Raw genomic sequence first — 25471 nt, 5'->3', positions numbered from 1 at the left:
GATGTTCTCGATGCAGTGGCGTTGGCGTTAGAAGGTCGTGCCATGGGGATAGCGAGCTTGCGCGCCTGTTTGGACGGCATCGAGGCGTGATGCTGCGGTTGAGCAAAACGAATGCGGAACCACTTGGCGCCGCCGCCAAGCCCCCCGCCCGCTGCTGGCCGCCTGCGGTGCCGTGATCTCCGTCATTCCCTGATCCGCCATTCCCCCCTTCCCGGCGGGCGCTGAACGGGGCAACAAGCCATTCTGGCGAGCGCGCTGTCTGCGGCGGCGCGCACCGCACCACCCTGCCGCACTGATCCGGAGGATTTTCCGTGGCCGATCTCGAACGCCAGGTCCATGTGGACCGCAACCTCGCCCTCGAACTCGTCCGGGTGACGGAGGCCGCGGGCCTGGCCGCCAGCCGCTGGATGGGCCGGGGCGACAAGAACGCCGCCGATGGCGCGGCGGTGGAGGCCATGCGCCGCGCCTTCGACACCGTCGCCATCTCCGGCACCGTGGTGATCGGCGAGGGCGAGATGGACGAGGCGCCGATGCTCTATATCGGCGAGAAGGTCGGCCTCTATGCCAAGGCCGGCGGCGGGCCGGAGGTGGATATCGCGGTCGATCCGCTGGAGGGCACCACCATCACCGCCAAGGGCGGCCCCAACGCCATGGCGGTCGTTGCCCTGGCGCAGAAGGGCGGCTTCCTGCACGCCCCCGACATCTACATGGACAAGATCGCGGTCGGCCCCGGCCTGCCGGACGGCGTGGTGCATATCGATGCCTCGGTCGAGGAGAACCTGACCAACCTCGCCAAGGCCAAGGGCCGCAGCATCAACGACCTGGTCGTCTGCCTGCTGGACCGCGACCGGCACAAGGAGATCATCAAGCGCTGCCGCATGGCCGGAGCGCGCATCATGCTGATCCCGGATGGCGATGTCTCCGGCGTGGTCGCCGTGTCCCAGCCCGAGACGGGCGTGGACATGTATCTCGGCAGCGGCGGCGCGCCGGAAGGGGTGCTAGCGGCGGCGGCGCTGCGCTGCATCGGCGGCCAGATGCAGGGCAAGCTGGTCTTCGAGAATGACGACCAGGTGGCGCGGGCGCTGGAGATGGGCATCACCGATCCCAACCGCGTCTATTCCATGACCGACATGGCCAAGGGTGATGTGATGTTCGCCGCCACCGGCGTCACCACCGGCCCGATGCTGCGCGGCGTGCGCCATTTCGGCAGCGGCGCGGTGACGCATTCCATCGTCATGCGCTCCAAGTCCGGCACCGTCCGCTATGTGGAAGGCCACCACAACTTCGCGCTGAAGCCCGCGGCCTTCACGGCTTGAACGACGCGGCCGTCTTGCCGGCGCCGCCGGGTGCGGAGGTGGCGCTGGGCGTCGCCCGCAGCGTGCTCGGCCGGCGCTGGATCTGGCGGCAGGGCGATGCGCGGATCGGCCTCGGCATCGCCCAGCGGCTGGCGCTGCCCGAGCTGGTCGGGCGGCTGCTGGCGGCGCGCGGCGTGGGCGTGGAGGCGGCGTCGGATTTCCTGGAGCCGACGCTGCGCGCCCTGCTGCCCGATCCCTCCACCCTGCGGGACATGGATGCGGCCGCGGCGCGGCTGGCCGATGCCGCCCAGGCCGGGGAATCCGTGGCGGTCTATGGCGACTACGACGTGGACGGCGCCTGTTCCGGCGCGCTGACCGTGCGGCTGCTGCGGGAGCTGGGCTGCCGCGTCGTGCATTACGTGCCGGACCGGCTGAATGAGGGCTATGGGCCGAACCCCGCGGCCATCGCCACGCTCTGCGCGCGCGGCGCCACGCTGATCGTCACCGTCGATTGCGGCATCGCGGCGGAGGTGGCGCTGGAGGCCGCGCGGGGGCGCGCCGATGTGGTGATCCTCGATCACCACAAGGCGGAAGGCCCGGTGCCGCTGGTGCGCGCCGCGGTCAATCCGAACCGGCTGGACTGCACCAGCGGCCTCGGCCATCTCTGCGCCGCCGGCGTCGCCTTCCTGGCCGGCATCGCCACGGTGCGGGAGCTGCGCCGGCGCGGCGCCTTCGCCACCCGGCCGGAGCCGAAGCTGCTCGACCTGCTGGACCTGGTGGCGCTGGCCACCGTCTGCGACGTGATGCCGCTGACCGGGCTGAACCGCGCTTTGGTCGCGCAGGGGCTGAAGGTGATGGCCAGGCGCAGCCGCGCCGGCATTGCCGCGCTGCTGGAGGTGGCGATGGCCAAGGATGCGCCCACCGCCCATACGCTGGGCTTCCTGCTCGGCCCGCGCATCAACGCCTCCGGCCGCATCGACGAAAGCGACCTCGGCCTGCGCCTGCTGCTGGAGGATGACCCGATCGAGGCCCGCGCCATGGCGGAGCGGCTGGATGTGGTGAACAAGCGGCGGCAGGACGTGGAGGCCGATGTGCTGACCGCCGCCATGACGGAGGCCGAGCGCCAGGCGCAGCGCGGCCATCCGGTGCTGCTGGTGGTCGGCCAGGGCTGGCATCCCGGCGTGGTCGGCATCGTCGCCGGCCGCATGAAGGAGAAATACAACCGCCCGGCCTGCGTCGCCGGCCTGTCGGAGGGCCTGGCCAAGGGCTCCGGCCGTTCCGTGCCGGGGGTCGATCTCGGCGCCGCCATCATCGCCGCGCGGCAGGCGGGGCTGCTGGCGACGGGCGGTGGCCATGCCATGGCCGCCGGCTTCTCCTTCCCCGCGGAGAAGGAGGGGGAATTCCACGCCTTCCTGGATGAACGCCTAGCCCATGCCGCCAACCTGCCCGGCGCCGCCGACCTGGCGCTGGAAGGCGCGCTGACGGTGCCCGGCGCGACGGTAGAGGTGGCCAGCCAGATCACCCGCCTCGCCCCCTTCGGCGCGGGGAATGAGGAGCCGGTCTTCGTGCTGTCCCGCGCCCGGGTGGTCCGCGCCGATCGCGTGGGGAAGGAGGGCGGCACCATCCGCGCCTTCCTGGAAGGGGAGGGCGGCAGCGGTCGCCTCAAGGCCATCTGCTTCCGGGCCAAGGAAGGCCCGCTCGCCGCCGCCCTGCTCGGCGGCGGCACGCTGCACCTGGCGGGGCATCTGCGGGCGGAAAGCTGGAATGACAGCGTGACCGCCGGCTTCCATGTGGTGGATGCGGCGCCGGTTTAGCCGGGGGCCTGTTCCGGAAAATCATAGAGCCGGCGGGCATTGTCGGAGAGGATGCGGTTGCGCACCGCCTCCTCCGGCGCCCAGTCCAGCATCAGGTCCAGCAGGTCGCCGTCATTCGGCATGACGCGGCCCTGCATGTTCACATGCGGCCAGTCGGAGCCCCAGACCAGCCGTTCCGGCGCATGCGCGACCAGGGCCTGGGCCAGGGGCGTGACGGAGGCATAGGGAAAGTCCTCCTTCGTGCAGCGCATCGGCCCGGACAGCCGCACCCAGATCCGGCCGCTGTCCAGCATCCGCAGCAGGGTGCGGAAGGCCGGCTGGTCGACGCCGCCAGCGGCGGGCACCGCGCCGAAATGGTCCAGCACCACCGGCCCCGGCAGCGCCATCAGCCGGTCCGCGAAATCCTCCAGATCCCCGGGCGAGGGGTAGAACTGCACCACCCAGCCGAGCTCCGCCGCCATCGCCGCCGCGGCCTCCGACAGATGCGGCAGATGCGCGCCGTGATGCGGGCTGACGAAGCGCAGCCCGCGCACGCCGAGGCCATGCAGCCGCGCCATCTCCGCCTGTGTCGTCCCCGGCTTCAGCAGCGCGACGCCGCGGAAATGCTGCGGGAAGCGCGCCAGCGTGTGTTCCAGATGCGTGGTGTCCATGCCGTAGCCGCCGCCGCTGACGATCACGGCATGGTCGATGCCGAGCGCCTTGTGCAGGGCGATGCAGGTCTCCGGCAGCGCATCCTCCGAGATGTACTTGCTGCCGGGATCGAAGGGGTACTGCGCGGCCGGTCCGAACAGATGCACCTGCCCATCCACCGAACCCGGCGGGCAGACCAGGCGCGGCGTCCCGGGGTTCGGATCGGGCGGCGGCGTCAATGGGGGCATGCGTTGCTCTCTCACTCGGCGCGGATATTGGCGTCGCGGATCACCTGGCGCCACAGCGGGATCTCGCGGGCGATGATGGCGCGGAATTCCTCCGGCGTGGTGCCGACCGGCTCGACGCCGGAGCGGTCGAGCCGCGCCATCACCTCCGGGTCGCGGGCGGCCGCCATCAGCGCGCGGGACAGGGCGGCGATGGCCTCGGCCGGCGTGCCGCTGGGCGCCACCACGCCCATCCAGAGAATCCCCTCGAAGCCCGGCAGGCCGTGCTCGGCGATGGTCGGCACATCGGGCAGCTTCGGCGAGCGTTCCTTGCTGGCGATCGCCAAAGCGCGGATGGAGCCTTCGGCCATGCTGGCGGCAGAGGTCGCCAGGCTGTCCAGCTTCAGTTGCACGCGCCCCGCCACGAGGTCGGTGAAGGCCGGCGCCGCGCCGCGATAGGGCACGTGCAGCACGTCCAGCCCCAGTCGCTTCAGCATCAGCTCCATCGTCACATGCGGGTGGGACCCGATGCCGGCGGAGGAATAGGTCAGCTTGCCGGGATTGGCCCGCGCATAGGTCACGAATTCGGCGAAGGTGGTGAAGGGCGCGGCGCGCGGCGCGATCAGCAGCTCCGCGATCTGCGCAACCAGGGAGACCGGGATGAAGTCGCGTTCCGGATCGAAGCCGCTGTTCAGGCTCAGGCTGGGATTGATGGTGTGGTTCGGCGCGGTGAACAGCAGCGTGTAGCCATCCGGCGTCGCGCGGGCCACGCGCTGCGTGCCGACATTGCCGCCGGCGCCGGGCGCGCTGTCGATGATGACATTGCCGCCCAGCAGCTCCGCCACCTTGCCCATCACCAGCCGCGCCGTGACATCCACGGTGCCGCCGGGCGGGAAGGGGACGATCAGGCGGATCGGCTGGTCCGGATAGCCCGCGGCATGGACGGCGGGCGCGGCGAGCGTGGCCGCCAGCGCGCCGCCGCCAGCCAGCAGGCCGCGGCGGGTCGGGGTGGTGATGGGCATGGCGCCTGTCCTCCTCATTGCCGCTCGATGGCGGCGCGGTCGATCACCTGGGCCCAGAGCGCGATGTCGTGCCGCAGCAGCGCGCCCATCTCGGCCGGCGTGTTCGGCGCCGGCTCGACACCCAGGGCAAGCAGCCGCGCCCGCATGGCCGGCATGGCCAGGATCTCCCGCAGATGGCCGTTCAGCAGCTCGATGACCGGTTGCGGCGTGCGGGCCGGCGCGAACAGCGCGTTCCAGCCGGTGACGGCGTAATCGGCGAGGCCGGCCTCCCGCAGCGTCGGCAGGTCGGGCAGAAGCTGGGACCGCCTTTCGCCGGTGCTGGCGATGGCGCGCAGCACGCCACCCTCCAGCGCGCCGCGCACGGCGGCATAGGATTCGAAGGCGATCTGCACATCGCCGCGCTGCGCCGCCGTCAGCACCTCCGGCGTGGTGCGATAGGGGATGACGGTGGCATCCAGCCCGGCGGCGACGCGCAGCCATTCCGCCGCCAGGTTCTGCGTGCTGCCCGGGCTGATGGTGCCGATCGCCAGCCGCCCGCCATTGCGGCCGGCCGCCAGCACATCCTGCACCGAGCGCAGCGGCGAGTTGGCGCCCGCCAGCAGCAGCAGGTCGAAGGACACCATGGCGGAAATGGCGGTGAAATCCGCCACCGGGTCATAGGGCAGCGACCGGAACAGCGACTTGTTGATGGCATTGCCGGTGCTGAGGATCATCAGCGTCTGGCCATCTGGTTCCGCCGTCGCGCCGATGCGCGCGGCGACCGCGCCGCCCGCCCCCGGCCGGTTGTCCACCACCACCTGCTGGCCGAGGCGCTGCGACAATTGCTCCCCCACCAGCCGCGCCGTCAGGTCCGCCAGCCCGCCCGGCCCGAAGCCGATGACAATGCGGATGGGGCCGGAGGGGAAGTTCGCCGCCTGCGCCCCGCGCCCGGGCAGAAGGCCGGCGCCGGCACCCAGAAGCGCGGCGCCGAGCAGCCGGCGACGGCCAGCCGTCGCGGCATGGGACTGCGTCATGTCTTGTCCTCCCTGGTCGGCGCCTTGGCTCGATGCGCGCAACCTGTTCGGCGGGGTGCCAGGCTGACAAGCACGCTCTGCCCGCATTCCGTCTGACGGAAGGCCCGGTGACACCGCTGGCGGTGCGCTTGACTTGCCGGCATTCCAGGATGCGGAATGTCCGCCTGGAGGAAGGGCCGAATGCAGGTCATTGTGATCAGGCGCGCCCGCCTCGCGATCAGGCGCGCCCGCCTCGCGCTCAGGCGCGCCCGCCACGGGCGACCCCGCGCATGAGCGGCCCCCCCGTGCAATCCGTGCTGCGGGCGCTGGACCTGTTGAAGGAGCTGAACCGCCAGCGCCACACCACCGTGGACCAGTTGCACCGCGCCACCGACCTGCCCAAGCCCACCATCATGCGGCTGCTCGGCACGCTGACCACCGCCGGGCTGGTCGCCAAGGGCGAACGCGGCCTCGGCTATCGCATCACCTCCCAGGTCGCCACCCTCAGCTCCGGCTTCCATGGCGGGCCATTGGTGGCGGAGGCCGGGCGTGCCTGGGCGGTGGACCTGACGCGCCGCCTGAAATGGCCCGTGGCGATCGCCGTGCCGGACCAGGGGCGCGTCGTCATCAGCGTCAGCACCATGGCCGACAGCGCCGTCTCCCCCTTCCACGCCACCGTCGGCGTGCGCTTCAGCCTGGTGACGCGCGCCATCGGCCGCGCCTACCTGGCCTATTGCCCGGAGGAGGAACGGCAGATCCTGCTGCGCCTGCTCGCGGCCTCCCCCGACCCGGAAGACAACCCGCCCAACCTGGAACGCGTGGTGCAAGGCATGGTCGCCATGGTCCGCCGGCAAGGCTATGCGCAGCGCGACCCGAAGGTGGAGCCGCGCAATTCCAACACCGTCGCGGTGCCGATCATGCTGGGGGAGTCCGTCGCCGGCACGCTGGGCCTCAGCTACTTCCGCTCCGTCGTCAGCCACGCCGTGCTGGCGGACCAGCTCGTGCCCGCCTTGCAGGAGGCGAGCCGGCAGATCACCGCTTCCATGGAGCGGCTGCAGCAGGGCCAGGCGCGCAGCGCCTGAGCCATGATTCCACGATGCGGAAAGGGGGCAATTTGCACTCCCGCGCGCCCCGTCTTGTCGCCGATGATACCACCACCCCACGGCACGGAACGGGAGGAAAGCGGGCCGCCATCACGCTGCCCGCGGATACGCCATGCGTGAAAAGGAACCGTCGCGATGAATGCCGACCCGCAGTTGATCGACAGCCTGATGCAAGGCGCCATCGACCTGCATTGCCACAGCGGCCCCTCCGTCATGGCCCGCGCCGTGAACCATGAGCAGGCGCTGGAACAGGGCGCCGCCGCCGGCATGCGCGCCGTGCTGTTCAAGGACCACTACTACCCCACCGGCCCCTTCGTCGACGTGCTGAAGGAAGCCGGCAAGGCCACCATCGCCGAACCCATCGGCAGCATCGTGCTGAACAACTCCGTCGGCGGCATCAACCCCTTCGCCGTCGAACCCGCGGTGAAGACCGGCGCCAAGGTGGTCTGGATGCCCACCGTCTCCGCCGCCAACCACATCCGCGAAGGCCACCGCAAATCCCTGCTGCCGACCAAGGGCAAGATGCTGAAACAGATCGGCCTGTCCGTGCTGGACGCGCGCGGCGACCTGCTCGACCCGGTCAAGCACGTGCTCGACATCATCGCCGAACACGACGTCGTCCTGTCCTGCGGCCACCTGCATATCAGCGAAGTCTGGCCGCTGTTCGACGAAGCAAAAAAACGCGGCTGCAACCGCCTGCTGGTCAACCACCCCAGCTACACCGTCGGCGCCTCCCTCTCCGACGTGAAGGAACTGGTCTCGATGGGGGCCTGGATCGAACACTCGATCTGCATGTTCATCCCGAACCGGATGAAGGTCTACGACGAAGCCTTCCTCAAAGCCCTGATCGACGCCGCCGGCATCGACCGCACCTTCTTCGGCTCCGACCTCGGCCAAACCAACGCACCCCTGCCCGTCGAAGGCTTCCGCCAAATCATCGGCCTGTGCCTCTCCATCGGCTACAGCCCCGACGACATCCGCAAAATGGTCAGCACCAACGCCGCCCAACTCGCCGGCCTGGGCGCGAACACCGCAACGGGTGGCTGACAGGGGTTGAGGTTGCCGTGGGTTGCTTGCAGGGGGACGCTGTCCCCCTGCACCCCCTGCCAAAGGGACAGTGGTCCCTTTGGAAACCCATTTAAGGGGTAGGCGAAAGGAGGGGCACTGAGCATCCGCTTGTCCCGACGCGCCCGCCGTGCCCCTCCTTTCGTCTACCCCTAAGTCGAGGGTTCGAAGGGGCCACTGCCCCTTCGCGGGAGGGGTGCGGGGAGGGCAGCGCCCTCCCTGCGATCACCCGCGCACCCTAACCCCTTCCAGCACCGGCGCGATGTCGTCCAGGCGGTCGAGTTGCAGCAGTTGGGTGATGGCTGTTTCGGCCTGGGTGGCGGTGAGGGTGTCGCGGGTGTTGGCTTGGAATTTGGTGATGATGTCGGTGTGGGACAGGGGGTTGTGGCGGGTGCCGCGCATGTCGGTGATGCGGTGGGTCAGGCGGCGGCCGTCCTGCGTCAGCACGGTGACGCAGCCGCCGGAGCGGGTGGGGTTGGTGGTGGGGTCGTCTTCGTAGGTCACCTTGTCGGCCAGGGCGTTGATCACGGGGTCGCGCAGGCTGGATTTGGCGTAGGCGTCCTTGTCCATGCGGCCGAGGACCAGGGCTTCGGCGACGGTGTGTTGCAGGCTGATGCGGCCGTGCCAGGTGGTGGCGGGGCGGCGCTTGTCGGCGGCGGGTTCGCACATGGTGGCGAAGGAGCGTTGGCCGATCTGGCAGATGACCTGGGCGATGTCCTCGGGGCGCAGGTTGTGGGTGTCGCGCAGGGCGATGGCTGCTTCGATATGCGGCATCATGGTGAAGGCGCAGGGGTGGACCTTGGAGGCGATGTTCAGCACTTCCCAGGACGTGCCGAGGCCGTCGCAGAGTGCGTCGAAGCGCAGGTCGTCGCGGCCCTGGATGTGGCTGCGGAACCAGCCGAAGCGGCCGTCGAAGACCGGATCGGGGCCGGAGATGCCGGCCTGGGCCAGCGCCACGGCGCGCAGGGCGCCGGTGGCGGCGAAGCCCACATGCATCATCTTGGTGGAACTGCCGTCTTCGAAGGAGGCGTTGATGCCGGCGGAGAGGCTGCCGGCGGCGCCGATGGCGTCGGCGGTGGTCTGCGCATCCAGCCCGCGCAGTTTGGCCAGCGTATAGGCGCCGCCGAAGACGCCGAAGACGGCGGTGGGATGGAAGCCGAGATTGTGCAGCCGCACGGGCGTGATCCGGCCGAGCCGGCAGGTCAGCTCGCTGCCCACCAGCACGGCTTCGATGAGTTGCCGGCCGGAAAGGCGGCGGCGCTGGGCTTCGGGGAAGGCGACGGCGACGCAGGGTGCGGTCGGGTGGATGAAGCTTTCGATATGGGTGTCGTCGAATTCCAGCACGGCGGTCATCACGCCGTTGACGAAGGCGGCGGCCATCGGCGCGACGTCTTCCGCCTCGCCCAGGATATGCGCGCCGCCACCGCCTTCCAGTGCCAGCGCGGCGCGGCGCGCGGCGGTGACGAGGGGCAGCGGCTTCGCGGCGAGCATGACGCCGATCAGGTCGAGGATGCGCAGCTTGGTGCTTTCCACGACCTCGGCCGGGACGCTGTCGAGCGAGAGGTTGGCCGCCCACTGGGCGGCCTGCTGGTTCAGGCTGGACGTCATTGGGCGGAGATTCCGCTGCTGCGGATGATGGCGCCGAATTGCCGCGTATCCTCCATCAGATCATCTGCGAGTTGCGCGGGGGTGCGGTAGCTGGGCACGACGCCGACGCGGGCGAGGCGTTCGAGGAAGGCCGGTTCGCGCAGCATCGACTCGACATGGCCGGAGAGCAGCGTGACGATCTCGGGCGGCATGTTGGCGGGGCCCATCAGCGCCTGCCAGCCGGAGGTGCGGACATTCGGGTAGCCCTGTTCGGCGAGGGTCGGGATGTCCGGGAATTGCGGCAGGCGGCGATCGCCCACGGCGGCCAGGCCGCGCAGGCGGCCCTGCTGCACATGCTGGATCACGACCGTGTCGATCATGAAGTCGATATCGCCGGTCAGCATCGCCTGCACGGCGGGGGCGGAGCCGCGGAAGGGGATGTGCTCGGCGGCGAATCCGGCCTCGCGGCGGAACATCTCCGTCATCACATGCAGGGTCGATCCGATGCCGGAGGAGCCGTAGTTCAGCCGACCCTGGTTGCGCTTTCCGTATTCCACCAGCTCCGCCAGCGTGGTGATCGGCAGTCCGGGGCGCACGGCCAGCAGCCGCTGCGATTCGCTGATATTGGCGATGGCGGTGAAATCCTTCACCGGGTCGAAGCCGACATTGGCCATATGCGGCAGGATGGCGAAGATGGCGTTGCCGGCGAGCATCATGGTGTAGCCATCGGGCGCGGCGCGGCTGATCGTGCGGGCGGCGATGGCGCCGCCGGCGCCGCCCTGGTTCTCCACCACCACCGGCACGCCGAGTCGTGCGGACAGCGATTCCCCCACCAGCCGGCCGACCAGGTCACCCGTGCCGCCGGCGGCATAGGCGACGACCAGGCGCAGCGGGCGTTCCGGGAAGGTGGCCAGTGCGGGTCGCGCGAATCCGGCGCCAAGAAGCAGCAGAAGGGCGAGCAGCAGGCGGATGCGCCCGGCCCGGAATGGCGAAGGCTGTGGGATCGGCATCGCGAGGACTCCATGTCGGGATGAGGGGTTCTGCGGTCCGTCTCCAGCGCAGGCATCCTGCGGCGCATTGCGCGCTTCGCTTTCCCGGCAACAGCTCCCTGTCGCCAATCTAATGCGGGATTCCGCGTCTCGCGGGACTATCTCACGGCGTTCCGCATTCCGGAATATCGATGGATTTCGACGCGAACCGGGCCGCGGACATGGCAGCTTCGGCGCAGAGGAAGCGGGAGAATCGAGGGTGCCCATCGTCACAGCCGAACTGCGTCCCTGCACACAGCGCCAGGCGGATCCGGGTTGGAAATTCGCCCGCGCCACGGTCGCGGAATTGCAGGGCTGGGTCATCGTCCTGACCGATGAGGATGGCGTGACCGGCCTGGGCTACGCGCATGCGATCCCGGCCATCACCACCCATGGGCCGGGCGCCGAGGCGGCGCTGCATTTCCTGCGGCCGCTGGTGGTCGGGCGCGATCCGGCGGAGCTGGCCGCGATCATGGATCTGGTCGAGACGACCCTGGTCGGCAACCGCTCGGTCAAGGCGGCGATCGACATGGCGCTGCATGACCTTCAGGCGCGCCGCGCCGGCCTGCCGCTGTCGGCGCTGCTCGGCGGGCGCTATCGCGACCGCATTCCGCAATCGCGCATCCTGCCGATCAAGGCGCCGGCGGAGATGGCGGCGGGCGCCGCCGCGCTGGTGGCGAAAGGCTACCGCACGCTGAAGCTGAAGCTGGCCGGCGATGCCGCGCTCGATGCGCGGCGGGTGGCGGAGGTGCGGGCGGCGGTGGGCGCGGAGGTGACGCTGACGCTCGACCCGAACCAGTCCTACAGCGCCAAGGGTTTCCTGGCGGCCTGGCGGCGGCTGGAGCCGCAGGACATCGCCTTGGTGGAGCAGCCGGTGCCGGCCGCGGACTGGGAAGGTCTCGCGCTGATAACCCGCACCCTGCCGGTGCCGATCGAGGCGGATGAGACGGTGGAGACGGTGGCCGATGTGCTGCGGGTGGTGCAGGGGCGCGTCGCCGATGTGGTCAATCTGAAGCTGACCAAGCTCGGCGGCGTGCGCAACTTCGTCACCGCCGCGCGCATCCTGGAAGCCGGACAGATCGCCACGCGCATGGGCGCGGCCTTCGGTCCGGCGCTGCTGCAGGGCGCCTCCGCCCACGCCGCCGCGTCGCTGCGGAACCTGCCCTTCGCCTGCGAGCTGTCGGAGCACGACCACATCCTGGACGATCCGTTCACGCCTCTGCCCATCGAGGACGGCGTGATCGCCGTCCCCGTCGGGCCTGGCTGCGGGATCGTCTATGCCTGAGCCTTTCAGCGCAGGTTGAGCTGTTCGATCAGCAACGCCATGGCCCGGTCCTCCGCGGCCAGGGCCTGGGTGAACTGCGCGCGGTCCTGCAACAGCACCTCGTTGAAGGCGCGCCGCATCGCCTGGGCGTAGCTGGGCGTCGCGGCGGCGTCGCGGAAGACCTGGTCGAGCCGTTGCAGAATCGGCTCCGGCGTCTGCTTCGGCGCGAAGAAGCCGAAGCGCGTCACCAGATCCACATCCAGCCCGATCTCCGTCAGGGCGATGAGGTCGGGCAGCGCGGCGCTGCGCGTCGCGCCGGTTTGCGCCAGCGGCAGGATGCCGTGCGATTCGACGGTCGGCATGATGATGCCGGGCGCCCCCACCACCAGGTCGATGTCGCCGGCGAGCAGCGCGGTCATGGCCGGCGCGATGCCGGCATAGGGCACATGCAGCAGCTTCACGCCGGCGGCGCGCGCCATCGCTTCGCCTGCCAGATGCGGGGAGCTGCCGATGCCGGGCGAGCCGAAGGAGATGCTCTCGGGCTGCGCGCGGGCGGCCGCCAGCATCTCCTGCGCCGTGCGATGGCGGAAGCCGCGCTTCGCGGCGACGATGATCGGCAGGGCGACCAGGTTGCAGACGGGCGCGAAATCCATCGCCGTATAGGGCTGGTTCTGGATGCGCGGCACGACGGTGAGCGCGGCGGTACCGCCGAAGAGCAGCGTGTAGCCATCCGGCGTGCTGGTGCGGACGCGGTTGGCCCCGATGCCGCCACCACCGCCAACGACGGATTCGATCACCACGGGCTGGCCCAGGCGCTGCGCGAAATCGTTCTGCAGCAGCCGGATGTACTGGTCCGTGCCACCCGCGGCATAGGGCACGATCACGCGGATGGCGCGGCTCGGATAGTCCTGCGCCAGGGCCGGCGCGGCGGCCAAGGCGGCGGCCGTGGCGGCAAGGGCGTGGCGGCGTGTGATGGGCATGGGTCTAATCCTCCCTGGTCCAGCGCAGCGCGCGGCGAACCGCGCCGCTGAACAGTTGTTCCTTGTCCTGCTGCGAGATTTCGCGCGTGTGCAGCAGGTGGTGCAGCGCGTCGGCGTAGGATTTCCAGTCCGCGCGCGGCGGCGCGCCCGTGGCGCCCGCGCGATCCGGCACGCCCCAGCGCAGGCGCGTGAAATCGCTCGCCCACATACAGCGCTCCGGTCCGAAGGCGCGCAGGATGCGATGGAGCTGGGGCCAGACATCGTCATGCGGAAAGGCGGCGCGGGAGACGAGCGGCACGCCGCACCACTTCACGAAGACATTCGGATAACGCGCCAGTTCCAGCAGCCCGGGAAGCGCCGCCCAGCGATCGCCCTCGATCTCCCGGCGCAGGGACTGGGTGATGCCGAAATGATCGACGATGATGGTCAGCTCCGGATGCCGCTCCGCCAGCGGCTGCAGCGCCGCGGCGAAACCATGGGCGGAGAAGAACATCGGGATGTCGTAGCGCGCCGCCAGCGCCCAGTAGCGATCGAAGCCGCCGCCCTGGAAGGTGTCGTTCAGCCGCAGCGCCACCTCCGGGTCACGCCGCACCTCGGCATAGTTCGTCACCAGCGTGCGGCAGCCAAGCATGCCCTTGCGAGCGCGGAAGCCCGCCATCCGTGCTTCCAGTTCTTCCGAGTTGTGATCCATCACCTCGACGGCGGCGAAGAGTTCCGGATAGCGCGTGATGCAGGCCTCGTTGAAGGCGGGGCGCGCCACCACCACGGCCCGGTCGACCCGCACGCAATCCAGCGCTTCCCGCGCCAGTTCCACATGCACCGCGTCGCGCGTCGCCGGGTCCAGCGGTGGGTCGAAGGGCTTGCCCGCGGCCGGTTCGTGGATCTGCGCGTCGATGATCTCCAAGCGCCGGCCCTCAGAGATGCCGGCCGCAATCGACCAGCAGCGCGGTGCCGGTGGTCAGGCGCAGATGCGTGACGGCGGCGACCACCGCGAGCGCCACGTCATCCGCCTGGCAGACGATCTTCAAGGGCGTCAGCGCCGCCTGCTTCAGCACCGCGTCGCGGCTGCGGCCCGGCACGAAGCCGGTATCGACGGCGGCGGGAGAGACGCCGATGACGCGGATTTCCGGCCCCAGCACACGCGCCAGCGACAGCCCCATCGTGTCCAGCGCGGCCTTGGAGGCGCAATAGGCGATGCTGCTGCCCAGCCCGTTCATCGCGGCGAGGGAGGAGATGTTGACGATCACCGCATCCCCGCTGCGCTTCAGCAACGGCGCGAAGGCGCGGATGGTGGAATAGGGGCCGCGGACATTGGTGATGAGGATGCGGTCGAAGGTCTCGTCATCCAGCGCGTCGAGATCGGCATGCGGCACGGCGCGGGTGGTGCCCGCCGAATTCACCAGCACATCCGCCCGGCCCAGCTTCGCCTCCACCTCCGCCGCTGCCGCGCGGATCGCGGCGGTGTCGGCCATCGGCAGGTGCAGGGCGATATGGCCGTCGCCCGGCAGTTCCGCCGCCAGCGCCTCCGCACGGTCGCGGCCGTTGTTGTAGCCGATGGCGATCGTCGCCCCCTGCTCCGCCAGGCGTCGGGCGGAGGCGGCGCCGATGCCGCTGCTGCCGCCGGTGATCACCGCGACCTTGCCGCGCAGGCCGTAGGGGCCGAGGGCGCCCTGGTTCACATCGCTCATTCGCTTCGCTCCTGTTTCAGCCGCCCGTCAGGTTCAGCGCGGTCAGAAGCTGCGCCGTCGCGGCATCTTCCGCCGCGAGGAAGCTCTGGAAACGTGCCTGGTCCAGCAATTCCACCTCGTTGAAGGCGCGTTGCATGGCCTGGGCATAGGCAGGGTCGGCGCCGCCTTCCAGCAGCAGCCCCGACCAGCGGGCGATCACCGCGTCCTCGGTGCCCTTCGGGGCGAAGAAGCCGAAACGGGTGACGAGTTCCACATCCAGCCCCGCCTCGCGCAGCGTCGGCAGATCGCGCAGCACGGCGATGCGTTGCGCGCCGGTCTGCACCAGCGGCACCACGCCGCGTTCCACCAGCGGCATGATATTGCCGGGCGCGCCCATCACCAGATCGATGTCGCCGGCCAGCAGGCCCACCACGGCCGTGGCGATGCCGGAATAGGGCACATGCAGCAGCTTCACGCCGGCCGCCTTGGCCATCGCCTCCGCCACCAGATGCGGCGTGCTGCCGACGCCGGGCGTGCCGTAGCTCAGCCCCTCCGGCCTCGCGCGGGCTTCGCGCAGGAAGCCGGCGAAGTCGGTGAAGCGCGCGCCCTGGCGGCCTGCCAGCACATAGGGGATGGCGATCAGATTGGCGATCGGCGCGAAATCCGCGATGGAATAGCCCAGCCTTTGCAGGCGCGGCACCGCCGTCAGCGCGCCGGTGCCGGCGAAGAGCAGGGTATAGCCATCGGCCGGAGCGGTGCGCACCCGGTTGGCGCCGATGGCGCCGCCGCCGCCGGTGACGGATTCGATGACGATGGGCTGGCCGAGCGCCTGGGTCAGCCGGGCCTGCAAGGGCCGGATGAACTGGTCCGCGCCGCCCGCCGCATAGGGCACGATCACGCGGATCGCGCGGTTCGGATAGGCCTGGGCGCGGGCGGATCCCGTGGTCAGGACAAGGCTCGCCGCCGCCAGGGCGCTGCGTCGGGTGATGGTCATCGAAACCCTCCCTTGCTTGCTGTCACGACGTCATGCGGAAAAGCCGCGACGGATTGGTCCAGAGAATCCTGTCGCGATCGGCCGCCTCCGGCACGACGCGGTGCAGCGCCGCCAGCAGCGGGCCGAAATCGGTGCGGGCCTTGGCGCGCAGGAAGGGCCAGTCGGAACCCCAGATGCAGCGATCGATGCCGAAAGCCTCGATCAGCGCGGCGATGTAGGGATCGGTATCGACATAGGGCGAGCCGGTCTGGCTGAAGCGGAACACGCCGGACAGCTTGATGACGGCATCGCTGCCGCGACCAAGTTCCAGCAGCGCCCGGAAGCCCTTTTGGCGCAGACCGCCCGGCAGTTCGGGGCGGCCGGAATGGTCGATGATGACGGGCAGCTTCGCCGCGCGCAGCGCGGGCATCGCGGCGATCAGGGAGTCGCCGTGGTGATAATGCACCTGCGCGAACCAGCCGACCTCCCGCGCCCGGGCCAGCGCGCGCTCCCCCATCGGGCCGAGCAGTGGTGGGCTGGTCGGGAAGTCCAGATTGAAGCGGATGCCGACGATGCCGCCTTCCACCATGCGGTGGATTTCCGTCTCCGGCGTCGCATCCGGCAGCAGCGCGACGCCTTTCAGCCGCCCGCCGGATGCCGCGATGGCTTCGAGCATATAGGTGTTGTTGGCACCGTAGCCGCCAAGCGGGTTGATCAGCACGCCATGGGTGAAGCCGTGGCTGGCCAGCACCTGCAGGAATTGCGGCGCGGTGCCGAGCTCATTCGCCTGGATATCGAAGCCGCGATCGCCGCCCCAGCCCTGGCGGGTGAGGTCGAAGGCATGGGCGTGGGAATCAACGGCCGGCATGATCGATCTTTCAGAAGCCGTAGAGGGTGGCGGGGTTGTCCACCAGCAGGCGTTGCCGGTCCTCCGGCGTCGGGGCGAAGTCGGGGATCAGGTTCAGCAGCTCCATCTCATCCACCGGTGTGGTCAGGTTGGGATGCGGGAAGTCGGTGCCCCAGAGCACGCGATGCGGCGCCGCGCGCAGCAGGGCGCGGGCGAAGGGCAGGGCCTCGGTGAAGGGCGCGCGGGTCATGCGCTCGATGCCGCTCAGCTTCACCCAGATCCGGTCGTCGCCCAGCAGGTCGAGCAGCCTGCGGAAGGCCGGGCCTTCCACGCCGAGGGCGGGATCGACGCGGCCCATATGGTCGATCACCACGGGCATGCGCAGCGCGCGGATGACCTCCGCCATTTCCGTCACGCCATCGCCCTGCAACTGCATCACCATGTGCCAGCCGAGCGGCCGGGCACGGTCCGCGGCGCGATGGAACAGCGCCATGTCCGGCGCGCCGCCGAGCGCCTTGATGAAGTTGAAGCGGATGCCGCGCACCCCGGCCGCCTTCATCTCCCGCAGCTCGACCTCGGTGGTCGCATCGTCGATCATGGCGACGCCGCGATAGCGGTCCGGGTCGCTGTGCAGCGCGTCCAGCATGGCGCGGTTGTCGGTGCCATGGCAGCTTGCCTGCACGATCACCGCGCGCTGCAGGCCCAGCTTGCGGTGCAGCGCCGCCAGGACCTCCTTCGGCCTGTCCTCCGGCGTGTAGCGGCGGCTGGGCGCATAGGGGAAGCGTTCGGCGGGGCCGAAGACGTGGCAATGCGCGTCGCAGGCCAGTGGCGGTATGGCAAAGCGCGCCTGGCGCGGCGCATCGTCCTGGCCTTCGGCCTGCATGTCGTTTCCCCGGTTCCTGCGGGAAGCTAGGGCGCGGACTCCCCGGCGCAGAAGGCGGAACTGGTGCCGTTCCGCATCCCGGAATTCCGGCGGGTCAGGACGGCCGCAGCCGCTCCAGCGCCGCGGTGATCTCGCGGCTCGCCTGATGCAGGGCCGGCACCATCTCCCCGACCAGCAACGGCTGGCTGACCGCCGAGCGGAAGAAGCTGAGGCCGATGGTGCCCGCCACGGCGCCATCCAGCAGGATCGGCACGGCGACGGTGTTGGAGTTGCGCGGCTCCACCTTCGGGTCGCGCAGCGCATAGCCCTGGCGGCGCACCGTCACCACGATCATCCGCGCCACCCGCGCCAGGTTCGGCGGATTGTCCTCGGGGTCTGTCGAGGCGGCGAGAAGGCCCAGCAGGTCGCGGCGTTCCGCATCCGGGCAATGGGCCAGGTAGGCGCGGCCCAGCGCGCGGGTCAGCAGGCTGTGGCGCATGCCGATGGTGGCATGGAAGGGGGAGAGGGTGCTGCTGGCCGCCGTGCTGACGCTGATGGCGATGCGCCCGCCATCGCGGACGGCGATCGCCGCCGGCCAGCGCAGCCGGCGGGTCAGCTCCACCGCCCAGGGCCGCCCCGCTTCCGCCACCAGCGGCCCATCCTGGATGCCGGCGCTGAGCCGCTGCACGTCAGAGGTGACGCGGTAGCCGATGCCGCGTTCGCCCTTCATCACCAGCCCGGCGCTGGCCAGGGTGGCCAGCAGGCGCATGACGGTCGGCTTCGGCAGCAGGGTCGCGCGGTGCAGCTGGTCCACGGTCGTGTTCTGCTGCCTGTTCAGCTCCCGCAGGATCGCCAGGGCGCGCAGCACGGACTGGACCGGCGGCTCGGTCAGGGGTTGGGTTCCGGTATCTGACTCGCCAGGGCGGAGACGGTCAGCACCAGCTTGCCGATCTGGGCATTGGCATCCAGCACCGCCTGTGCCGCGCCGGCCTGCTCCAGCGGGTGCGTGGCGCAGATATGGGTGCGGATGCGGCCATCCTCCAGCAACGGCCAGACCTGCTCCACCAGTTCCCGCGCGATGCGGCCCTTATAGGCGGGGGGGCGGGCGCGCAGGGTGGAGCCGGTGAGCGTCAGGCGGCGGATGTAGATGTCGCGCGTGCTGATCTCCGCCATGGGCGCGCGATGGCTGGCGATCAGCACCAGCCGGCCATCGGGGGCGAGCAGCGCCATCTCCAGCGGCGTGTAGTCGCCGCCCTGGCCGTCGAGGATGACATCCACGCCCGCGCCGCCGGTCAGTGCCCGCACCTGGTCCGGCCAGTCCGCGTCCCGGTAGTCGACGACGTGATGCGCGCCATAATCCAGGCAGACGGCACGCTTGGCGGCGGAACTGCTGGTGGCGATGACGGTGGCGTTGCGCAACTGCCGCGCCATCTGCATCGCCGCCATGCCGACGCCGCTGGTGCCGCCCTGCACCAGCAGGGTCTCGCCTTCCGCGATGCGGCCGAGCCAGAACACGTTGTTCCAGGCGGTGAAAAACACCTCCGGCAGCGTCGCCGCCTGGGCGAAGCTGAAGCCGCGCGGAATCGGCATGCATTGCGGCGCCGGCACCCGGCAGAACTCCGCATAGCCGCCGCCGGAGACCAGCGCACAGACGGCATCGCCCAGGCGAGGCCAGGCGACATCGGGCGCCACGGCCTCGACGATGCCGGCGACATCGAGGCCGGGGATATCGGTGACGCCGGGCGGCGGCGGATAGAGCCCCTTGCGCTGCTGCACATCCGGCCGGTTCACCCCGGCGGCGGCGACACGGACCAGCACCTCGCCCGGCCCGCATTCCGGCACCGGCCGTTCCGCCATCGCCAGCACCTCCGGCCCGCCCTTGCCCCTGATCTCGATCACCCGCATGCGCCATCATCCTCCATGACCCGCAGCTAAGCATGGCGCATCGCCCGCCTGCGTCGCCGATCCCCCACCATTCCGGCCTGCGGAATGGCCGCGGACGGCGCTGGATGGGGTCGGCGAAGTCGCTAGCTTGGCCAAAACAGCGCGGGATCATGCGCTGCGGAGGACGTTCATGCTGCCCGGACAATCACCGGCTGCCGACCCACATCGCGCGCCTTTTCGTCGACGCCATCTGCTGGCGACGGGCCTCGCCGCCCTGGCAGCGCCCGCGCTGGCGCAGGAGGCCTGGCCGCAGCGCGGGGTGCGCATCACCGTGCCCTTCGCGCCCGGCGGCACTACGGACATCCCGGCGCGGATCATCGCGGAGCATCTGGCGCGACGGCTGGGCAAATCCTTCGTGGTGGAAAACCGCTCCGGCGCCGGCGGCGCGCTGGGCATCCGCACGGTGGCGCAGGCCACGGATACGCATGCGCTGCTGCACAGCACCTCCGCCGTCGCCATCCTGCCGGCCTTGCAGCGCGACCCGGGATTCGATCCGCTGACCGACCTGGTGCCGGTCACGCTGACCGCCGCCTCGCCGATCCTGCTGATGGTGCGCGCGGACTCGCCGTTCCGCGACCTGGCGGCCTATCTCGCGCGCGCCAGGGCGGAGCCGGGCGGCGTGAGCTTCGGCACCGCCGGCATCGGCACCACGGTGCATTTCGCCGGGGAGGTGCTGCGCGCCCGGGCCGGGCTGGACCTGCTGCATATTCCCTATCGCGGCTCCGCCCCCTCCGCCACCGCGCTGCTGGCAGGCGAAGTCGCCTCCGGATTCCTCAGCCCGATCGAGGTGCTGCCGCATATCCGCGCCGGTCGCCTGCGCCCGCTTGCCACCTGCGGCCGCCGCCGCAGCCCGCTGCTGCCGGAGACACCCACCATCACCGAGCTGGTGCCGGAATATGATGGCGTGGAGCTGTGGTTCGGCCTGTTCGGGTCCCGCGACCTGCCGGCGGAGGCCGTGGCGACGCTGATGCGCGAACTCGCGCCATTGCGCACAGGCGCGCCGTTGGCGGAGCGCATGGCGGAACTGGGCGCGGAGACGCTGCTCGATGGGCCGGGGCCGCTGGCGGCGCGCATGCGGGCCGAGGTGCCGCTCTGGCAATCCATCGCCACTCGCGCAGGAATCCCACGCGAATGAATGAGAGCACCACCGACACGCCGCTGGTCGACACGCATTTCCATCTCTACCTGAAGGACATGCCGCTGACGCCCTGGGCCTGGCACCACCCGCCCGAGGATGCTTCCGCCGAACGCTTCATCGAGGTGATGGACCGGCACGGCATCGGCTTCGGCGTGGTCGCCGCGGCCAGCCTGCACGGCCAGTACAACGACTATGTCATCCGCTGCCTGCGCCGGAATCCGCGCCTGCGCGGCACCGCCTTCGTGCAGCCGGAGACGGACATGTACACGCTGGAGCGGATGAAGGCCGATGGCATCGTCGGCATCCGCCTGTTCTTCCGCCGCGTGCCCAACCCCCCCGACCTGACCAGCCCCGAATACCGCCTGCTGCTGCGTCGCGTGCGCGACCTGGACTGGCATGTGCACACGCTGGTCAGCAGCCCGATGCTGCCGGAGGTGATCCGGGCGGTGGAAGGCGCCGGTGTGAAGCTGGTGATCGACCATTTCGGCAAGCCGGACGAGGCGCTGGGCGTGAACTGCCCCGGCTTCAAGGCGCTGCTGGCGGCGGTGGAGCGTGGCCGCACCTGGGTGAAGATGTCCGGCGGTTTCCGGATGCCGTCGAAGGATCTGGCGCGCGGCTACGCCCAGGCGCTGCTGCGCGTCTCGGGCGGGGAGCGGCTGATGTGGGCCAGCGACTGGCCCTTCGCCGCCTTCGAGGATCGCGTGACCTATGCCGAGACCATCGCCGATCTGCAGGACTGGGTGCCGGATGCGGCGACGCGCCGGCTGATCACCGGCGACACGCCGATGCGGCTGTATTTCGGCGCCTGACAATGACGAAATCCCAAGGGAGCAATCGGATGTCCAAGATCACAAGGCGGCGGATCGGTGGCCTCGCGCTCGGCGCCGGCCTCATCGCGGCATCGCGCCCGGCCACCGCGCAGGCCTGGCCGAACCGGCCTGTCACCGTCGTCGTGCCCTGGCCGGCGGGCGGGTCCACGGATGTGCTGGCGCGCGCCGTCTCCCGCAACTTCTCCGAACGCTTCGGGCAGCCCTTCGTGGTGGAGAACCGCTCCGGTGCCAATGGCAATATCGGCGCCGCCTCCGTCGCCCGCGCGGCGCCGGATGGGCATACGCTGATGGTCACCACCAACGGCCCGATCACGAACAACACGCTGCTGTTCAGGTCGATGCCCTTCAACCCCTCCACCGACCTGACACCGGTCGCGCTGCTGGCGGAGCTGCCGATCGTCATGGCGGCGCGCAGCCAGATGCCCTATCGCAACGTGCAGGAGCTGATCGCCTTCGCGAAGGCGAATCCGGACAAGGTGAATTGCGGCACGCCGCCGCTGGGCTCCGCCGCGCATCTCGCCATCGAGCTGCTGATGCACCGCACCGGCATCCGCCTGAACCTGGTGCCCTATCGCGGCTCCGCGCCGCTGACGAACGACCTGCTGGCGGGCGCGGTCGATATGGGGATCGATCTGGTCACCACCTATCTGCCGCATATCCAGGCCGGCACGCTGCGCGCGCTGGGCGTCACCTCGGCCGAGGCGATTCCGCAATTGCCGGGCGTGGCGACGGTGCAGGCTCAGGGCGTGGCGGATTACCGCGCCACCGGCTGGATTTCCCTGCTCGGCCCGGCACGGATGCCGGCGGATGCGGTGGCGAAGCTGAACGCCGCAAGCAATGCCTATCTCGCCATGGACGAGACACGCTCGCTGCTGGTGCCGCTCGGCCTGACGCAGTTGGGCGGCACGCCTGCCGACCTGACCCGGCGCATGGCGGCGGAGGTCGAGCTGTGGCGCCCGATCATTGCCGCCGCCAACATCTCCGTTGAGTGAACAGGACGATCAGACCCATGGCTTTCGACGAATTGCGCATCCGGCAGGAGCTGGAGATCCTCAACATCGCCTTCTGGCACGACGTGGATTCCAACTGGGGCCGCAACGCGCATGAGCATTTCACGGAAGACGGCGTCTACACCACCAGCCACAAGGCGCGGCAGGGGCGTGAGGCGATCCGTGGCTTCTATGCGGAGCGCGAGGGGCGAGGCGACCGCGTGGCGCGGCACCTGATCCACAATTTCCACGTCACGGTGCAGGACGCGGACCACGCCACGGCGGAGTGGACCATGTGCCTCTATGCCGAGGATGGCGTGGCGCCGCTGCTGTCGGAACCGCCGATCCTGATCGGCGCGGTGACGGATGAATGCGTGCGCGGCGCCGATGGGCGCTGGCGCTATGCCGCGCGCACGACGAAGCCGCTGTTCAAGGGCAGCCGGCCGACCTCAGGCTGAGGCCGGCCATGGCGCGCGGATCATCCCTCCGGCGCGGGATAGTCCGCCGCGTTCAGCACCCAGCCCGGCTTGGCCGAAAAATCCATGCGCGGCGGGCAGAAGATGTCCACCATCTGCCCGGCCTCCTCGGCGCGGGAGGTGTGGATGCTGGGCGGCGGGATGACGGTGACGGAAGGCGCGCCGCACAGCTCGTGCTCATCCTCCCGCCACTGGGTCTGGTCCGGCGTCCAGGGCCAGCGGATGTGGTGGGTGTAGGACCCGTTCAGCACCAGCGAGCACTGCTCGAAATCGTCGTGGTGATGCGGCGACAGCTTGCGGATGTCGCGCGGGCCGGCGGCGGGGTCCAGGTAGTTCACCATGAAGGTGGTGCAGCGCCAGATGCGGCCGAAGCGCCCCGGCTCCTTCGGCACGTCCAGCGTGTAGTCGCGGATGCGGAAGCCATCTGGCGGCGTCGGCCAGTCCTGGATCGGCGGGATGCGCGGATCGGGTTGCAGGTAGCGATCGGCATTGCTGCAGCGCGCGGCCAGGTCCTCGGCGCGCGGCGTGAACAGCCGCACGATGCGGCCCTTGCCGTGCAGCGTGATGCGGCTGTCGCCCGGCGGGATGAAGGCCAGCGAATGGCCCTCCACCGTCTTCGTCTCGGCGCCGGCGGTGATGGTGGCGGAGAGGCCCGGGTCGGGCAGCAGCAGCACGTATTCATCGGGCTGGCCCTGGCGCGCCAGCACGGCGCCTTCGGTCACCTCCGAATAGGCAATGACAAAGTTGCGGCCGCGCACCAGCCAGGTGCGGGCGCCATCCGCCGCCGCCTGCGGCTCCTTCTCGTAGAACTTCGCGTAATCCGCGGGGGCGTAGGGGCCGTCCACGGGTTTGGTGCCGCTGGCCGGGGCGAGCGCGGCGCGGGGGTCGGAAGCATGATAGGCCATGGCGTTCGCTCCAGCCCGTCTTGTTCTGATGAACGAGACAATGTTATGTCAGATGGAGCAGTCTTGTTGTCACCCCGCGGCGCTGTCAAGCGTCCAGCCGAGGCGTGCGGAGATCCGCGCCGCCGCTTGCCGCACCTGCTGGATCTGCGCCGCCGCCGGTTCCCGCCGGATGAACTGGATGGAGCCGAGCAGCGCGATGGCGCCGACCATGCCGCCGCCGCCCTCGAAGATCGGCGCGGCCAGGGCATTCACGCCGACCATGCTTTCCTCCGCCGCCGTGGCCCAGCCCTGGGCGCGGATACGCTCCAGCTCCGCGCGCAGCCGTTCCGGATCGGTGATGGTGTGGGGGGTGCGCAGGTCGAGGCGGGAGAGCAGCACGCGGTCGCGCAGCGCGGGCTCCGCATGGGCCAGGGTCAGCTTGCCCTGGGCGGTGCAGTGCAGCGCCATCAGCGCGCCGGTCTTGGCCGAGATCTCGATCATGTCCTGGCCAGGCAGCGTCGCCAGCACCACCGCGCCCGCCGGCTCCGCGCGGCTGAGCACCACGGTCTGTCCGACGCGGTCGCGCAGCGCGCGCATCTCCTCCCGCGCCATGGTGGCGAGGTCGAAATTCTCCGAGACCGTGCGGCCGAGCGTCACCAGCCGGTGGCCGATGCGGTAGCGTTCCTGCGCCTGCACGATGTAGCCGGCTTCCAGCAGGGTGCGCAGATGGCGGTGGATGCGGCTTTTCGTCGTCTCCAGCGCGCGGGCGAGTTCGGTGACGCCGACATCGCCGCGCTGCTGCGCCAGATGTTCCAGGATCAGCAGGGCCATGGCGACGGCCTGAAGCCCCTCGCCATGGGTCGGTCCGTCGATGCGCGGCATGGAAGGCCTCCCCGGCTCGGCTTGACAGCGATGTCTGTCCTGTCAGTGTCTCTATCAACGACTATATGTTCCGTTTATCAGAACATCTATCGCGCCGTCAACGCCAGCCGTCAGGACCGATCCATGGCCATTCCCGAACACAGCTTCCGCGCGCGGCTTGCCCGTGGCGACCGCCTGGTGGGCAGCTTCATCAAGACGCCGACCCTGCACGCCACGGAGATCCTCGGCGGCATCGGCTTCGATTTCGTCGTGGTGGATGAGGAGCATTCGCCCTTCGACCGCGCCGCCACCGACGCGGCGCTGTTCGCCGCGCGTGCCACCGGCGCCGCCGGGCTGGTGCGCGTGCCCAGCCCGGCGCCGCACCATCTGCTGTCGGTGCTGGATTGCGGCGCCACGGGCGTGCTGGTGCCCCATGTCGCCAGCGCCGCCCTGGCCGCGCAGGTGGCCGCCTCCTGCCGCTACCGCGGCGGCAAGCGCGGCTATTCCGGCAGCGTCCGCGCCGCCGGCTATGGTGGCGGCAGGATGTGGGACTACATCGAGGCCGCCGATGCCGCCGCCACCGTGGTCGCCCAGATCGAGGATCCGGAGGCGCTGGACGAGATCGACGCCATCGCCGCGACCCCCGGCATCGACGCGCTGTTCATCGGCCGTGGCGACCTGACCGCCGCGCTCGGCGCGCCCACCAATGATTCGCCGCCGATCCGCGATGCGGTGGAGCGCATCGCCGCCGCCGCGAAACGGGCCGGCAAGCCGGTGATGGTCTTCGTCGGCGGGATGAAGGAGGCGGAATGGCTGGCCGGCATCGGCGCCACCGCCTTCGTCTATTCCTCCGACCAAGGTTTCATGAAAGCCGCCGCCGCCAAGGCGCTGGCGGAGATGCGGGCGCTGGCGGGATAGGCGCGCGGCTTGACGCTCCGTCCCCGCAGTCGCAAGGGATGGAGCGCCGCCGGCCGTCGTGCCGGCACAGCCACAGGA

25 protein-coding genes are annotated in these 25471 nt (G+C 70.3%); 10 read left to right on the top strand and 15 right to left on the bottom strand.

The annotated features are described in order from the left end of the window. The first annotated feature begins 311 nt into the window (after window positions 1–311). Together glpX and recJ are read left to right on the top strand one after the other, a co-directional pair. Window positions 312–1316, top strand: a complete 1005-nt coding sequence (gene glpX, locus JJQ90_RS03125; protein ID WP_216872979.1) for a class II fructose-bisphosphatase — start codon at window positions 312–314, stop codon at window positions 1314–1316. Beyond that, window positions 1313–3109, top strand: coding sequence for a single-stranded-DNA-specific exonuclease RecJ (recJ, locus tag JJQ90_RS03120; RefSeq protein WP_230410316.1), 1797 nt, complete (start codon window positions 1313–1315; stop codon window positions 3107–3109). The genes glpX and recJ overlap by 4 nt, the downstream gene beginning before the upstream one ends. On the opposite strand, the gene JJQ90_RS03115 is transcribed toward recJ, so the two are convergent. From JJQ90_RS03115 to JJQ90_RS03105, 3 genes are read right to left on the bottom strand one after another with little or no spacing between them, the layout of a single operon-like run. Beyond that, window positions 3106–3987: an amidohydrolase family protein gene (locus tag JJQ90_RS03115; RefSeq protein WP_216872978.1), complete on the bottom strand. Its 882-nt coding sequence runs from the start codon at window positions 3985–3987 to the stop codon at window positions 3106–3108. The two genes, recJ and JJQ90_RS03115, sit on opposite strands and share 4 nt — an antisense overlap. Before the next feature lie 11 nt (window positions 3988–3998). After that, window positions 3999–4985: a Bug family tripartite tricarboxylate transporter substrate binding protein gene (locus JJQ90_RS03110; protein ID WP_216872977.1), complete on the bottom strand. Its 987-nt coding sequence runs from the start codon at window positions 4983–4985 to the stop codon at window positions 3999–4001. A 14-nt stretch (window positions 4986–4999) separates the two neighbouring features. After that, entirely contained in the window at window positions 5000–5998 is a 999-nt protein-coding gene (locus JJQ90_RS03105; protein ID WP_216872976.1) for a Bug family tripartite tricarboxylate transporter substrate binding protein, read from the bottom strand. A 269-nt stretch (window positions 5999–6267) separates the two neighbouring features. Between JJQ90_RS03105 and JJQ90_RS03100 the strand changes: the two genes are divergently transcribed. Then, a complete protein-coding gene (locus JJQ90_RS03100; RefSeq protein ID WP_216872975.1) occupies window positions 6268–7059 on the top strand; it encodes a DNA-binding transcriptional regulator in 792 nt (263 codons plus the stop codon). Window positions 7060–7215: 156 nt separating this feature from the next. After that, window positions 7216–8127 (top strand): DUF6282 family protein, encoded by a 912-nt coding sequence (locus JJQ90_RS03095; RefSeq protein WP_216872974.1) that lies wholly within the window; start codon window positions 7216–7218, stop codon window positions 8125–8127. Window positions 8128–8370: 243 nt separating this feature from the next. Here JJQ90_RS03095 and JJQ90_RS03090 read toward each other — a convergent pair whose 3' ends face one another. Further along, the gene (locus JJQ90_RS03090; RefSeq protein ID WP_216872973.1) at window positions 8371–9753 is read right to left on the bottom strand and encodes an MmgE/PrpD family protein; all 1383 of its coding nucleotides are present in this window, start codon (window positions 9751–9753) and stop codon (window positions 8371–8373) included. Then, window positions 9750–10742 carry a Bug family tripartite tricarboxylate transporter substrate binding protein gene (locus JJQ90_RS03085; protein WP_216872972.1) on the bottom strand — a complete coding sequence of 331 codons (993 nt, stop codon included), beginning with the start codon at window positions 10740–10742 and terminating at the stop codon, window positions 9750–9752. Before JJQ90_RS03085 ends, JJQ90_RS03090 begins: the two co-directional genes overlap by 4 nt. A 238-nt stretch (window positions 10743–10980) precedes the next feature. On the opposite strand from JJQ90_RS03085, the gene JJQ90_RS03080 reads away from it, so the two are divergent. Beyond that, window positions 10981–12045, top strand: coding sequence for a mandelate racemase/muconate lactonizing enzyme family protein (locus JJQ90_RS03080; protein WP_216872971.1), 1065 nt, complete (start codon window positions 10981–10983; stop codon window positions 12043–12045). A 5-nt stretch (window positions 12046–12050) separates the two neighbouring features. Here the strand turns inward: JJQ90_RS03080 and JJQ90_RS03075 are convergent, their stop codons facing one another. From JJQ90_RS03075 to JJQ90_RS03040, 8 genes are all read right to left on the bottom strand, one after another. Further along, complete coding sequence (locus JJQ90_RS03075; RefSeq protein WP_216872970.1) at window positions 12051–13004, bottom strand: tripartite tricarboxylate transporter substrate binding protein; 954 nt, start codon at window positions 13002–13004, stop codon at window positions 12051–12053. A 4-nt stretch (window positions 13005–13008) separates the two neighbouring features. Continuing rightward, complete coding sequence (locus tag JJQ90_RS03070) at window positions 13009–13908, bottom strand: amidohydrolase family protein (protein WP_216872969.1); 900 nt, start codon at window positions 13906–13908, stop codon at window positions 13009–13011. Window positions 13909–13918: 10 nt separating this feature from the next. Beyond that, on the bottom strand, window positions 13919–14692 hold the full coding sequence (locus tag JJQ90_RS03065) for an SDR family NAD(P)-dependent oxidoreductase (protein WP_216872968.1): 774 nt from the start codon (window positions 14690–14692) through the stop codon (window positions 13919–13921). Window positions 14693–14708: 16 nt separating this feature from the next. Further along, window positions 14709–15665, bottom strand: a complete 957-nt coding sequence (locus JJQ90_RS03060; protein WP_216872967.1) for a Bug family tripartite tricarboxylate transporter substrate binding protein — start codon at window positions 15663–15665, stop codon at window positions 14709–14711. A 22-nt stretch (window positions 15666–15687) separates the two neighbouring features. Then, complete coding sequence (locus tag JJQ90_RS03055) at window positions 15688–16512, bottom strand: amidohydrolase family protein (protein WP_216872966.1); 825 nt, start codon at window positions 16510–16512, stop codon at window positions 15688–15690. Window positions 16513–16522: 10 nt separating this feature from the next. Further along, on the bottom strand, window positions 16523–17374 hold the full coding sequence (locus JJQ90_RS03050; protein WP_216872965.1) for an amidohydrolase family protein: 852 nt from the start codon (window positions 17372–17374) through the stop codon (window positions 16523–16525). A 94-nt stretch (window positions 17375–17468) separates the two neighbouring features. Beyond that, entirely contained in the window at window positions 17469–18221 is a 753-nt protein-coding gene (locus JJQ90_RS03045) for a helix-turn-helix domain-containing protein (RefSeq protein ID WP_216872964.1), read from the bottom strand. Between the two features lie 20 nt (window positions 18222–18241). Next, complete coding sequence (locus JJQ90_RS03040; protein ID WP_216872963.1) at window positions 18242–19258, bottom strand: NAD(P)H-quinone oxidoreductase; 1017 nt, start codon at window positions 19256–19258, stop codon at window positions 18242–18244. Between the two features lie 169 nt (window positions 19259–19427). On the opposite strand from JJQ90_RS03040, the gene JJQ90_RS03035 reads away from it, so the two are divergent. The 4 genes from JJQ90_RS03035 to JJQ90_RS03020 are packed head-to-tail and all read left to right on the top strand — an operon-like array spanning window position 19428 to window position 22712. Next, entirely contained in the window at window positions 19428–20432 is a 1005-nt protein-coding gene (locus JJQ90_RS03035; protein WP_216872962.1) for a Bug family tripartite tricarboxylate transporter substrate binding protein, read from the top strand. Further along, complete coding sequence (locus JJQ90_RS03030) at window positions 20429–21244, top strand: amidohydrolase family protein (RefSeq protein ID WP_216872961.1); 816 nt, start codon at window positions 20429–20431, stop codon at window positions 21242–21244. The genes JJQ90_RS03035 and JJQ90_RS03030 overlap by 4 nt, the downstream gene beginning before the upstream one ends. 29 nt (window positions 21245–21273) lie before the next feature. Further along, window positions 21274–22257, top strand: a complete 984-nt coding sequence (locus JJQ90_RS03025) for a Bug family tripartite tricarboxylate transporter substrate binding protein (RefSeq protein WP_216872960.1) — start codon at window positions 21274–21276, stop codon at window positions 22255–22257. A 17-nt stretch (window positions 22258–22274) separates the two neighbouring features. Further along, complete coding sequence (locus tag JJQ90_RS03020) at window positions 22275–22712, top strand: nuclear transport factor 2 family protein (protein ID WP_216872959.1); 438 nt, start codon at window positions 22275–22277, stop codon at window positions 22710–22712. Window positions 22713–22732: 20 nt separating this feature from the next. On the opposite strand, the gene JJQ90_RS03015 is transcribed toward JJQ90_RS03020, so the two are convergent. Both JJQ90_RS03015 and JJQ90_RS03010 read right to left on the bottom strand, forming a co-directional pair. Continuing rightward, the gene (locus JJQ90_RS03015) at window positions 22733–23635 is read right to left on the bottom strand and encodes a cupin domain-containing protein (RefSeq protein ID WP_216872958.1); all 903 of its coding nucleotides are present in this window, start codon (window positions 23633–23635) and stop codon (window positions 22733–22735) included. 69 nt (window positions 23636–23704) lie between these two features. Next, on the bottom strand, window positions 23705–24496 hold the full coding sequence (locus tag JJQ90_RS03010) for an IclR family transcriptional regulator (RefSeq protein WP_216872957.1): 792 nt from the start codon (window positions 24494–24496) through the stop codon (window positions 23705–23707). Window positions 24497–24619: 123 nt separating this feature from the next. On the opposite strand from JJQ90_RS03010, the gene JJQ90_RS03005 reads away from it, so the two are divergent. Beyond that, on the top strand, window positions 24620–25393 hold the full coding sequence (locus tag JJQ90_RS03005) for an HpcH/HpaI aldolase family protein (RefSeq protein ID WP_216872956.1): 774 nt from the start codon (window positions 24620–24622) through the stop codon (window positions 25391–25393). The last annotated feature ends 78 nt before the right edge of the window (window positions 25394–25471 follow it).

Origin of the sequence: Falsiroseomonas oleicola, from assembly GCF_019029495.1 — a bacterium.
Lineage (GTDB): Bacteria > Pseudomonadota > Alphaproteobacteria > Acetobacterales > Acetobacteraceae > Falsiroseomonas > Falsiroseomonas oleicola.
This window is presented reverse-complemented; position numbering and strand designations above follow the sequence as displayed.

What these genes read in the sequence shown, in the direction of transcription:
- JJQ90_RS03115 (WP_216872978.1), bottom strand. Translation starts at nt 3,987, where the DNA reads ATGCCCCCATTGACGCCGCCGCCCGATCCGAACCCCGGGACGCCGCGC.
- JJQ90_RS03110 (WP_216872977.1), bottom strand. Translation starts at nt 4,985, where the DNA reads ATGCCCATCACCACCCCGACCCGCCGCGGCCTGCTGGCTGGCGGCGGC.
- JJQ90_RS03105 (WP_216872976.1), bottom strand. Translation starts at nt 5,998, where the DNA reads ATGACGCAGTCCCATGCCGCGACGGCTGGCCGTCGCCGGCTGCTCGGC.
- JJQ90_RS03100 (WP_216872975.1), top strand. Translation starts at nt 6,268, where the DNA reads ATGAGCGGCCCCCCCGTGCAATCCGTGCTGCGGGCGCTGGACCTGTTG.
- JJQ90_RS03095 (WP_216872974.1), top strand. Translation starts at nt 7,216, where the DNA reads ATGAATGCCGACCCGCAGTTGATCGACAGCCTGATGCAAGGCGCCATC.
- JJQ90_RS03090 (WP_216872973.1), bottom strand. Translation starts at nt 9,753, where the DNA reads ATGACGTCCAGCCTGAACCAGCAGGCCGCCCAGTGGGCGGCCAACCTC.
- JJQ90_RS03085 (WP_216872972.1), bottom strand. Translation starts at nt 10,742, where the DNA reads ATGCCGATCCCACAGCCTTCGCCATTCCGGGCCGGGCGCATCCGCCTG.
- JJQ90_RS03075 (WP_216872970.1), bottom strand. Translation starts at nt 13,004, where the DNA reads ATGCCCATCACACGCCGCCACGCCCTTGCCGCCACGGCCGCCGCCTTG.
- JJQ90_RS03065 (WP_216872968.1), bottom strand. Translation starts at nt 14,692, where the DNA reads ATGAGCGATGTGAACCAGGGCGCCCTCGGCCCCTACGGCCTGCGCGGC.
- JJQ90_RS03060 (WP_216872967.1), bottom strand. Translation starts at nt 15,665, where the DNA reads ATGACCATCACCCGACGCAGCGCCCTGGCGGCGGCGAGCCTTGTCCTG.
- JJQ90_RS03055 (WP_216872966.1), bottom strand. Translation starts at nt 16,512, where the DNA reads ATGCCGGCCGTTGATTCCCACGCCCATGCCTTCGACCTCACCCGCCAG.
- JJQ90_RS03050 (WP_216872965.1), bottom strand. Translation starts at nt 17,374, where the DNA reads ATGCAGGCCGAAGGCCAGGACGATGCGCCGCGCCAGGCGCGCTTTGCC.
- JJQ90_RS03040 (WP_216872963.1), bottom strand. Translation starts at nt 19,258, where the DNA reads ATGCGGGTGATCGAGATCAGGGGCAAGGGCGGGCCGGAGGTGCTGGCG.
- JJQ90_RS03035 (WP_216872962.1), top strand. Translation starts at nt 19,428, where the DNA reads ATGCTGCCCGGACAATCACCGGCTGCCGACCCACATCGCGCGCCTTTT.
- JJQ90_RS03030 (WP_216872961.1), top strand. Translation starts at nt 20,429, where the DNA reads ATGAATGAGAGCACCACCGACACGCCGCTGGTCGACACGCATTTCCAT.
- JJQ90_RS03025 (WP_216872960.1), top strand. Translation starts at nt 21,274, where the DNA reads ATGTCCAAGATCACAAGGCGGCGGATCGGTGGCCTCGCGCTCGGCGCC.
- JJQ90_RS03020 (WP_216872959.1), top strand. Translation starts at nt 22,275, where the DNA reads ATGGCTTTCGACGAATTGCGCATCCGGCAGGAGCTGGAGATCCTCAAC.
- JJQ90_RS03015 (WP_216872958.1), bottom strand. Translation starts at nt 23,635, where the DNA reads ATGGCCTATCATGCTTCCGACCCCCGCGCCGCGCTCGCCCCGGCCAGC.
- JJQ90_RS03010 (WP_216872957.1), bottom strand. Translation starts at nt 24,496, where the DNA reads ATGCCGCGCATCGACGGACCGACCCATGGCGAGGGGCTTCAGGCCGTC.
- JJQ90_RS03005 (WP_216872956.1), top strand. Translation starts at nt 24,620, where the DNA reads ATGGCCATTCCCGAACACAGCTTCCGCGCGCGGCTTGCCCGTGGCGAC.